This is a genomic window from Methylobacterium sp. WL18 (assembly GCF_008040015.1).
Taxonomy (GTDB): Bacteria; Pseudomonadota; Alphaproteobacteria; order Rhizobiales; family Beijerinckiaceae; genus Methylobacterium; species Methylobacterium mesophilicum.
The window spans coordinates 1-9,192 of sequence record NZ_VRVD01000143.1 but is presented as its reverse complement, the minus strand read 5'-3'; the positions used below and the strand labels follow the sequence as shown (position 1 = coordinate 9,192).

Genomic DNA, 9,192 nt, shown 5'->3' with positions numbered 1-9,192 from the left:
GCCTGGATCCGGCGGCGCTGCACACCCTCGACCGGGGTGGCCTGCGCAGGCGGGGCGGAGGCCAGCGGCGCGCCGAGCCGCGCTGCGAGACCGCGATAGACCGGATCCGAGAGCGCGTCCCGGTCCTCGACCCAACCCGCCGCCACCGCCTCGACGATGGCGAAGGCGCGCTCCCGGTCGAGTACCCGCGGTCCGTAGGCGGTAGAGACCACGCCCACGGCCGGTCCGGGCCGCCTCAGATAAAAGCGCGCGTAGGCGAGATCGACCCGGTCGATCCCCGACGGGCTGGCGTGGCGCAGCCGTGTGACGAGGCGCGTGAGATCGAAGGCAATCGGTCGGTCCGTCATGATCCTCGACAGCGTGGCGCGAGCGTTGGGCGCGATGAGACGCGGAGCGGAGGCTTCCCGTAACCGCCCCAGCGGGAGACGGCCAGGGTCGCCGATCCGGCATCGAGGGCTTGCGCGGGCGCAGCGCGGCGGCTAAGAGCGCCGTGCCCATGTGGCGTCGGAGTGTAGCGCAGCCCGGTAGCGCACCTGTCTGGGGGACAGGGGGTCGTCGGTTCAAGTCCGGCCACTCCGACCATATCGGCTTCGCCCATCGCGAGTACGAGCACGCGGGGCAACATCCTTAAGCATCCGGGTCCGCGACGTCGCTGTTCGCGCGTGTTCGGCCGATCAGTCCGGCGGGGCGTAAGCCGTACCGTCCGCGGCTCGGGCCGGCTCGTCCACGTAGCGCCCGTTCTTGGGAACGGCGACATTGTCGAACGTGTCGGCCAGGGCGTGGAGCGCCCGCCGCATCTCGGCTCCCTGCAAAGGACGGCCGTGACCCGTGATGACCCGCTCGGGTTCAAGGGCGGCGAGCGCCCGGACGGAGTGGCGCGCAGCTTTCCAGTCGAGGGTCAGGTACATGGGCGGCCCATGCAGCTCCGGCTCCTGCATCGCCACCGCATAGGCCGATTCCTGCGCCGTGGTTACGAAGGCATCGCCGACGATCAGGATGCGGTCGGCCTCCCGCCAAAACGAGACGTGACCCGGCGCGTGGCCGGGCGTGTGGATCCAGCGCCAGCCGGCCATCGGTGGAACGGACCCGTCAGCCGGCAGATCCTGCAACCGATCGGACACGTCGATCGGCCGCGTCGGGAACAGCGGCGACAGGCGGCCCAACAATCCGCCGCCGACGCTCGGATCCGGGGTGGGGTAGGAGGCGCTGCCGTCGAGATACGGGCGCTCCAGCGCATGCGCGAAGATCGGGACGTCCCACTCCGCGGCGAGATCCTCCAGCACGCCGACATGGTCGAAATGGCCGTGTGTCAGCACGATCGCGGCAGGCCGTGCGCCCGCACCGAACCGTGCTTCCGCGGCGGCCTTGATCGAGCCCTTCGCGCCCATCACGCCCGCATCCACCAGCACCCAACCGCGGTCGCCAGACCCGGGGGCGCCGACGAACACGGTGTTGACCAGCACGAGCCGCCGATATGCCACGTCGCCCGTGACGGCGTGGGTGAAATCGTCCCGCTCGGCATCACGGGCCGGATCATCGGCGCGGGCTTTGGGATCGACCGGGATCTGCTGGGCCATGTCGGGCGGCTCCCCTGCCAGGTGCCCGAGCAGGCCGGCATCGAGGGACCCGCTCAAGTCATTGCGACGGCAACGATTCTCACGCTGCGGCCTCAGCGGCTCGGGCGTCGGATGCGTCGGCCGCTCCTGTATCGCAAACCGGGGTTCCCGAGGCAGGTTCCCGGTCCGCTGTGGCGTCCCCCTCGCCGCAGCGGCTTCGCGCACGGCCTGGCGTACCCCATATTGCAACGATCGACGCACCCGTCGCAGGTTCGAGCATGGCACCGAATCCCGTCGCCCTCATCGCCTCCGCCGCCATCGTCACCCTGGTCGCCACGGGAACGGGGGCGATCGTCCTGCAACAGGGATCGCAGTTCAGGCATCCGCGCCGCGTCGGTGGCGCCTTCGCGATGGCGGATCTCGACGGGCGCCCGGTGAGCCAGGCGGACCTGCGCGGCAAGCCCTCGGCCCTGTTCTTCGGCTTCACCCATTGCCCGGAGGTCTGCCCCACGACGCTGTCCACCCTGTCCGGTGCGCTCGGCCGCATGGGGCGTGACGCAGACCGGCTGAACGTGGTTTTCGTCACCCTCGACCCGGAGCGGGACACGCCCGACAGCCTGCGGGATTATCTCACCGCGTTCGATCCCAGGATTCGCGGTTTCGTCGGCACGCCCGACCAGGTCGCCCGCATGGCCGACGCCTACCACGTCGCCTACAAGCGCGTCCCGGTCCCGGGCGGCGACTACACGATGGAGCATTCCGCCACAGTCGGCCTGTTCGACAAGACCGGCCGCATGGTCGGCGAGATCGGCTACGGGGAGGACGAGGACCGCACGCTGTCCAAGCTGATCACGCTGGCCCTGCCGGGCCAGTGCGCTCCCGGTGGCGGCGCGGCGCTGTGGGAGACCAACGGTCCGACCAACGCCTGCGGCCCGCGAAGCTGAACCTCAGCCGGCTGAGCCGTCAATGGCGCGCTCATTCCAGCGTGACTAGAGGACGCGGCGGGTCGTCGGAGGGGCGATTCCCGGAGGTTTCAGCTTGATCACGCGACGCGCCCTGACCGCCGTAGGCCTGCTGGCCCTCTCGCCGCTGGCGCGATCCGCCGAGGCCGCATCCGGCGGGCCGCGCCTGGCGCCGCCGGAGCCCATGGATTTCGAACGCCTGAAGGATCTGGCGCGCACGCTGCGCGATCGTCCCTACACGCCACCCCCCGAGGCCCCCCCGTCGCCGACCCTCGACGCGCTAACCTACGGACCGCTTCAGGAAATCCGCTACCCGCCAGCGCACGCACTGTTCCCGGAGAGCCCGTACCCGGTCACCTTCTTCCACCTCGGCAACTTCTTCCGTCACCCGGTGAAGATCTTTGCGCTGGAAGGCGGCCAAGCCCGGGAGGTGCTGTATTCCCGCGATCTCTTCGCCTACCCGCCCGGCAATCCCGGCAAGGACCTGCCCGACGGCTCGGGCTTTGCCGGCGTCCGCTTCCAGAAGGTCGCGGCAGGCCGGCCCGGTGACGACGGCGACTGGCTGGCATTCCTCGGCGCCTCCTATTTCCGCGCCGCCGGTGACGGCGCGCAGTACGGAGCCTCCGCTCGGGGCATCGCCATCGATACGGCGGCGGGGCCGGGGAAAACGGAAGAATTTCCAGTCTTCACGCGCTTCTACGTCTCCCCCGCCGCGGACGGGGCGGTTTCGGTGCTGGCGCTCCTCGAAGGTCAGAGTCTGACCGGGGCGTACCGGTTCACCGCCCGGAAGGAGCCGCACGTGGTGATCGACGTCGCCTGCACTCTGTATATCCGCAAGGCGGTCGAGCGGTTCGGCGTTGCGCCCCTGACCTCGATGCTCTGGTATTCGGAGGGGATGAGTCGGTTCCTCGCCAGCGACTGGCGGCCCGAGGTGCACGATTCAGATGGCCTGCTGATGCAGACCGGCGCCGGCGAGATGATTTGGCGCCCGCTCAACAACCCGCCGCGCCTCTGCGTCAGCGCCTTCGCGGATGCGTCGCCGAAGGGCTTCGGGCTGCTCCAGCGCGACCGGGCGTTCGACACCTACATCGACGACGGCTTCGAGGAGAACCGCCCCCACATCTGGGTCGAGCCGCAGGGCGATTGGGGAAAGGGCAGCGTGCAGCTCATCGAGATTCCGACGCACCAGGAGACCGACGACAATATCGGCGCCATGTGGGTCCCGGCCGACCCACCCGCCGCGGGTGCCGAGCGCAGCTTTGCCTATCGCCTGCACTGGCCGGTGACCGAGCCGGTCGCCACCGATCTCGCCCGCTGCGTCGCGACCCGGGCGACCAAGGCGTCCTGGCTGTCCGACGCGGACCGGCGGCCGGGCCGGGCGAACCTCGTGCGCCAGTTCGTCCTGGAGTTCGAGGGTGCGGCCCTGGCCGGTCTCGACCCGGAGAAGGCGCAGGTGGCCCTGACGCTGTCCCGGGGCAGCGCCGAGGAGGTCGGGGCGACCTGGGCGCCCTACGGCAAGCCAAGCCCCTGGCGGGTCTTCCTGAAGGTCTACGCCGAAGGGCCGCAGCCGATCGAGATGCGGCTGCAGCTCAAGAGTGGGGACCGCCTTCTCTCAGAGACCTGGGCATACCAGTATTATCCCGAGGCGCCCGGGACGGTATTGTAGGCGGTGCGACCGGGCGCATTGCCGGCGCAGGCCGGCTGCCTCTAGAAGGTCGAGCCCCGGCCGCACCCGCCGGCTTGTCCCATCGCCCGCATCCGAGGCCGTCATGAACGGCGAACGACCGCCCGGCACCGATCTGCCCGACGCCCTGACTCGGCTGCTGAGAGCGCCCAAGAGCGCGATCTGGCCGACGCCCGAGGATCGGGATCGCCTGCGCCTCGGTCGCCAGCGGCCCCGGCAACCGAGCGGGGCCGTGTTGGGCGTCTGGATCTGGGCGATCCTGTACAACGTAATCGGCTTCGCGATCCTCGCGACACTCTGGCGGACGATGCACTGACCGATGAACGCATTCCTGTCGACCCGGCCCGGATCACGCCGCGCCATCCTGTCCGCCCTGCTCGCGGCGAGCCTGACCTCCGTGCCGGCCCGGGGGCAGACGCCCGAGGGCGCCCTGAACGCCGATGACGGCACCGGGGCGGTGAAGGTCTGCGCGCCCGTAGCGATGCCGCGCTGGCGCTCGATGATCCCGGCCCCGAAAACCTGGACCTTCCTGGATTGCATGGGCTTCTCGGGCGAAATGGGCGCCAGCCACTTCCAGCTCGGCTGCCTGTTCGCCAACGTCACGCCGCACGCGCAGAAATACGCCTGGGGACCGGTGGTTGCGATCGAGAAGGCCGCCTTGGCCAAGCCGCAGCCGCCCATGCCCAATTGCGGCTGGTGACACGCGGGTCCGGCTCAGGTCGGACGCCTGCACCCGAATTGGTATCGGCTGATCGACCGCAGAACCTGAGCGGATGCGATCGGCGTCATCCGTTGCATTTGATCGATCCGCGAAACCCTTGCCTCTCGAGTCCGTGCGATGATCCGGCGGAGGAGAGCCCACGATGATCGACGCGCTTCAGACCGCGACCGCCGGCATGACCCGGGCCAACGACCGGCTCGGGAATGCGGCACAGCGCATCGCGGAGATTGGCGTGCCGGCCGGGGATGCGGCACTGCCGCCCGCCGCGCAGGTCGATCTGTCGAGCACCGTCGCGGATCTGATCGGGTCGCGGACATCCTTCGCGCTGAACGCCGCGGTGGCGCGCACCGCCGACCGCATGAGCGGCCAGTTGCTGGACATCACCGCCTGAGGGCCGCGCGACGACGCGCTCACTCGGCCGGGGCCGAGCGGCGCGGGCCGATCGTGGGGGCCGCCAGGAGCGCCAGGATCGCGGCGGCGGCGAACAGCAGCCCGACGCCGATCGCGCGGTACGCGACCACGCCCAGGAGGCCCCCGCCGAGGAACGCGCCGACCGTCATCAGGTGGAGCCGCAGCTTGTCGGGGTCATGGCGTTTCGCCAAAGGGTCGCCGGCCCTCCGGTCGAGCCAGCGCGCGAGTTCGATCCCGATATCGGTGATCATTCCCGTGACGTGTGTGGTCCGCACCCGTGCATCCGTGATCTTCGTCACCACGGCATTCTGCAGGCCCAGGACGAAGCTGAGGCCGAACACCAGAGCCTCGCCCCGCGCCGGCTCGGCCAGTGGGAGTGCGATCAGACCGATCGCCGCAAGCAGGAGGGCTTCGGCCCGGATGCCGTAGGCGTAAGCCCCGGAGGGGGCGTGGCGCCGGCGCCGGCGGATCAGCAGGGTCGAGGTCGCGGCGCCCAGCACGAACAGGATGACGAGGAGGAGCGCCTGGGCGGCGAGGATCAGGTCGCCGGTCCCGGCTCGGTCCGAGATCGCCGACACGTTGCCGGTCATGTTCGAGGCGTAGAATCCGACCGCGTAGAAGCCCGCCGTGTTCAGGGCGCCGGCCACCGCCGCCAGGGACCAGGACAGGGTCAGGTCGGCATCGCGGGTGCGCGTCTCGCCTTCATGGACAAGCATGGAATCGCCGATGCCGTTTGGATCAGTCCGGATTGAGTCGGTGATCGTACCCGACCCGCCCGCGATCGGGTACGCGACCGCGGCGCAGTAGTGCCCTGCGTCGCGTTTCCGGACCAAGCGCCGTCGTAGACGGACGACCGAGCGGGACGAGACCATTCCGATGCCGCTGCACACGAAACGATCCCGACATCACCGTCAGGGTCGCCCGCCGGGATCGTCGCACCGTCCCATCCTCACCAGCCGCGGTCGTACCGACCGTAGCCGCCTTCGTCGTCGCAATCCGCCTCGTCTCGCCAGCGGCGGTGACCGTAGCCCACCGGGACGCGCTCGTAGGTAACCACGCGCCGCGTGGCGTAGACCGGCTCGACGGCGTCGTAGGCGCGGTAGATCGGGCGCGGCCGGACCACCACGGGGATCGGCCCGTAGCCCTCCTCCTGGACGCCGTACGCGTGGCCGTACCCCGGCGCAGCCTGGGCGGCCGCACCGATCAGGGCGCCGGCCGCCAAGCCACCGATGATCCCGGCCACGACGGCACCACCGCCGCGCGCCTCGGCGGTCGTGGATGCGAGGGTCCCCGCGCCGATCAGCGCGGCGGCCGAAAGCACAGCGATCCGTTTCATGATCTGACTCCGAATGATGCGCGGGATCACCGGGGCGATCCCGATCACGGAGGACAGAATGCCTCGGCGTCGCTGCATCGGCGCTGAAGTCCGGCTGCAGCCAACGTTCAGCTTTCAGCCTCCGCGGTGATCATCGGCGCCTCTCGGACGTAGCCGCGCGAGATCAGGCGGCTGCGCTCGCGCGTCCGGCGCTCGGCATCCATCAGGTCGGACAGGGCGTCGGCGATGGCGCAGCGGAGCGCGATGCCGGCATCGCCGCCGGCAAAGCCGAGATAGGCGCGGCTGATCGCGTCGACCGGGCAGGCATGGTCCTTCTGTGCGGCAAGCGCCTGGGACAGCATCGGGGTCTCCTTCGTCACGCCCTGGAACAAAGAGAGAACAATTCAAAAGGGTTAACGCTTCGTCAACGCCAAGACGAGCACGGTCATGAGCCTGGGCAAACCCTGTGGATAACGGGGATCAGGATGCCAGGGCGCTGTGGAGAACCCTGTTCATTCCGGAAGGCGCGGGAGGCGCTGACCGTCTTGGGGAATCGGGTAGCGCGCCGTGTTCAGCTCCATGGCGAGCAAGGTGTAGTAACCCGAGATGGCGGCCAGATCGACAATACCAGGGTTCCCGAACCGAGCCTCGGCCTGGGCGTAGGTCGCATCCGAGACGCGCCGGGTATCCTGCAGTTCGGTCGTGAAGTCGTACACGATCGTCTCGTCTTCGCTCATCCGGGCCGGCCGGCGCCCATCGCGGATCGCCGCGACGATCTCGGGGGCGATGCCGGCCTACTCGGCGATGGGTGCGTGGACATACCACTCGTAATCCTGCGTCCAGCGCCGGGCCGTGAGCAGGATCACCAGTTCCGACAGCGTCGTGCCGATCTTCGGTTTGAAGCGCAGGTAGTCGCCCATCGCGCGGGCGAGGGTCATCACCTCGGGCGAGTGCATCAGCGGCTGGAAAGGGCCGAACGGCGGCTTGCCGCGGGCCTGCTCGAACGCCTCGGCGGCCTGCCTCTGCTCAGGCGTATAAGCCTGCGGCGGAATGGTCGGCAGGCGCTCCTCGGCCGCGATCGAGAGGGTGGGGAACAGGGCCGCGAGCGCCAGGGCGCGGGCGGCGGGGCGGATGCGCATCGTTTCACTCCCGGATCGTTGCGCGTACGTTCACCCCTGCCTGCGGCGCCGGCCAGGGCAGGGGGCGGCCGATCGGTGTCGATCGCGCCTCGGCGTCACGTGTGAGCGCCGGGCGGTTGCGCCCCGCGCCGGACCGGGCCATCAGCGGAGGCGATGGCCGGTCCAACCTCCGCGCTGCCGATCGAGGCCGCACTCCCCGAACTGCGTCGGGTGCTATCCGCCCGGAATGCCGCCGTCCTGGTGGCGCCCCCCGGCGCCGGCAAGACCACGCGCGTCCCCCTCGACCTGCTCGACGCCCCCTGGCTTGAGGGACGCAAGATCATCCTCCTGGAGCCGCGCCGCCTGGCGGCCCGAGCCGCCGCCGCCCGGATGGCGCAGACCCTGGGCGAGCCGGTCGGCGAACGGGTCGGCCTGCGGGTGCGGCTCGGTTCGAAGATTTCGGCGCGGACCCGGATCGAGGTCGTGACCGAGGGCGTGTTCACCCGCATGATCCTCGAAGACCCGGAACTCGCGGGCATCGGCGCGGTGCTGTTCGACGAGTTCCACGAGCGGTCCCTCGACGCCGATCTGGGCTTGGCCTTCGCGTGCGACGCGCAGGGCGGTTTGCGTGAGGATCTGCGGATCCTGGTCATGTCCGCGACCCTGGATGGCGCCCGCGTCGCGCGGCTGCTCGGCGACGCCCCCGTGGTCGCGTCCGAGGGCCGGGCTTTCCCGGTGGAGACCCGGTACGCCGAGCGCGACCCGAACCGGCGGATCGAGGATTCGGTGGCCGAGGTCACGCTGCGCGCGCTCCGGGCCGACCCGGGTTCGGTGCTGGTGTTCCTGCCGGGACAAGCCGAGATCCGCCGCACCCACGACCTCCTGGCCGACAAGGTCGGGCCGGAAGTCCAGCTCGCCCCGCTCTACGGAGCGCTCACCCCGGCCGAGCAGGACCGCGCCGTCGCGCCGGCGCCGGCCGGTACCCGGAAGGTCGTGCTGGCCACCAGCATCGCCGAGACCTCGCTGACCATCGAGGGCGTCCGGATCGTGGTCGATTCCGGCTTGGCCCGCGTGCCGGTCTACGAGCCGGGGCTCGGCCTGACCCGGCTGGTCACCGCCCGGGCGTCGCGGGCCTCGGTGGACCAGCGCCGGGGGCGGGCCGGGCGGACCGAGCCGGGTCTGTGCTGGCGGCTGTGGTCGGAGGCCGGCACCAATGCGCTGGAACCGTTCACCCGTCCGGAGATCCTGTCCGCGGACCTCGCCGGAATGCTGCTCGACTGTGCCGCCTGGGGCGTGACCGACCCGGGCACGCTTGCCTTCCTGGATCCGCCGCCCGCCCCGGCGCTCACGGAGGCCCGCACCATGCTGGCCGCCCTCGGGGCGCTCGACGCCGACGGTCGCCTGACCGAGGTCGGCACGCGATTG

10 protein-coding genes, 1 tRNA gene and 2 pseudogenes are annotated in these 9,192 nt (G+C 70.5%); 7 read left to right on the top strand and 6 right to left on the bottom strand.

What is annotated here, in order from left to right; translation table 11 throughout:
* Window positions 1–347: pseudogene (locus FV228_RS12785) on the bottom strand (glycosyltransferase family 1 protein); the annotation flags it as partial.
* A gap of 158 nt (window positions 348–505) precedes the next feature.
* On the opposite strand from FV228_RS12785, the gene FV228_RS12780 reads away from it, so the two are divergent.
* Window positions 506–582, top strand: a tRNA-Pro gene (locus FV228_RS12780).
* Window positions 583–674: 92 nt separating this feature from the next.
* Here FV228_RS12780 and FV228_RS12775 read toward each other — a convergent pair.
* Window positions 675–1,577, bottom strand: a complete 903-nt coding sequence (locus FV228_RS12775; RefSeq protein WP_147854965.1) for an MBL fold metallo-hydrolase — start codon at window positions 1,575–1,577, stop codon at window positions 675–677.
* Between the two features lie 257 nt (window positions 1,578–1,834).
* Between FV228_RS12775 and FV228_RS12770 the strand changes: the two genes are divergently transcribed.
* From FV228_RS12770 to FV228_RS12750, 5 genes are all read left to right on the top strand, one after another.
* Complete coding sequence (locus FV228_RS12770; RefSeq protein ID WP_147854964.1) at window positions 1,835–2,500, top strand: SCO family protein; 666 nt, start codon at window positions 1,835–1,837, stop codon at window positions 2,498–2,500.
* Window positions 2,501–2,594: 94 nt separating this feature from the next.
* On the top strand, window positions 2,595–4,184 hold the full coding sequence (locus FV228_RS12765) for a glucan biosynthesis protein (protein ID WP_147854963.1): 1,590 nt from the start codon (window positions 2,595–2,597) through the stop codon (window positions 4,182–4,184).
* Between the two features lie 103 nt (window positions 4,185–4,287).
* Entirely contained in the window at window positions 4,288–4,518 is a 231-nt protein-coding gene (locus tag FV228_RS12760; RefSeq protein WP_147854962.1) for a hypothetical protein, read from the top strand.
* Between the two features lie 3 nt (window positions 4,519–4,521).
* A complete protein-coding gene (locus FV228_RS12755; protein WP_147854961.1) occupies window positions 4,522–4,902 on the top strand; it encodes a hypothetical protein in 381 nt (126 codons plus the stop codon).
* Window positions 4,903–5,065: 163 nt separating this feature from the next.
* On the top strand, window positions 5,066–5,314 hold the full coding sequence (locus FV228_RS12750) for a flagellar protein (RefSeq protein WP_147854960.1): 249 nt from the start codon (window positions 5,066–5,068) through the stop codon (window positions 5,312–5,314).
* Between the two features lie 19 nt (window positions 5,315–5,333).
* Here FV228_RS12750 and FV228_RS12745 read toward each other — a convergent pair whose 3' ends face one another.
* From FV228_RS12745 to FV228_RS12730, 4 genes and pseudogenes are all read right to left on the bottom strand, one after another.
* Window positions 5,334–6,050 (bottom strand): YoaK family protein, encoded by a 717-nt coding sequence (locus tag FV228_RS12745; protein ID WP_147854959.1) that lies wholly within the window; start codon window positions 6,048–6,050, stop codon window positions 5,334–5,336.
* A 233-nt stretch (window positions 6,051–6,283) separates the two neighbouring features.
* Window positions 6,284–6,670: a hypothetical protein gene (locus tag FV228_RS12740; RefSeq protein ID WP_246693895.1), complete on the bottom strand. Its 387-nt coding sequence runs from the start codon at window positions 6,668–6,670 to the stop codon at window positions 6,284–6,286.
* A gap of 107 nt (window positions 6,671–6,777) precedes the next feature.
* Window positions 6,778–7,011, bottom strand: coding sequence for a hypothetical protein (locus tag FV228_RS12735; protein WP_147854958.1), 234 nt, complete (start codon window positions 7,009–7,011; stop codon window positions 6,778–6,780).
* Between the two features lie 150 nt (window positions 7,012–7,161).
* Window positions 7,162–7,788, bottom strand: a pseudogene (locus FV228_RS12730) (carboxymuconolactone decarboxylase family protein).
* A gap of 153 nt (window positions 7,789–7,941) precedes the next feature.
* On the opposite strand from FV228_RS12730, the gene hrpB reads away from it, so the two are divergent.
* On the top strand, window positions 7,942–9,192 hold a 1,251-nt coding region (hrpB, locus tag FV228_RS12725), incomplete at its 3' end, for an ATP-dependent helicase HrpB (protein ID WP_147854957.1).

Coding starts and splice junctions, on each gene's coding strand:
- FV228_RS12740 (WP_246693895.1), bottom strand. CDS start 6,670: ATGAAACGGATCGCTGTGCTTTCGGCCGCCGCGCTGATCGGCGCGGGG.
- FV228_RS12770 (WP_147854964.1), top strand. CDS start 1,835: ATGGCACCGAATCCCGTCGCCCTCATCGCCTCCGCCGCCATCGTCACC.
- FV228_RS12755 (WP_147854961.1), top strand. CDS start 4,522: ATGAACGCATTCCTGTCGACCCGGCCCGGATCACGCCGCGCCATCCTG.
- FV228_RS12745 (WP_147854959.1), bottom strand. CDS start 6,050: ATGCTTGTCCATGAAGGCGAGACGCGCACCCGCGATGCCGACCTGACC.
- FV228_RS12760 (WP_147854962.1), top strand. CDS start 4,288: ATGAACGGCGAACGACCGCCCGGCACCGATCTGCCCGACGCCCTGACT.
- FV228_RS12750 (WP_147854960.1), top strand. CDS start 5,066: ATGATCGACGCGCTTCAGACCGCGACCGCCGGCATGACCCGGGCCAAC.
- FV228_RS12735 (WP_147854958.1), bottom strand. CDS start 7,011: ATGCTGTCCCAGGCGCTTGCCGCACAGAAGGACCATGCCTGCCCGGTC.
- FV228_RS12775 (WP_147854965.1), bottom strand. CDS start 1,577: ATGGCCCAGCAGATCCCGGTCGATCCCAAAGCCCGCGCCGATGATCCG.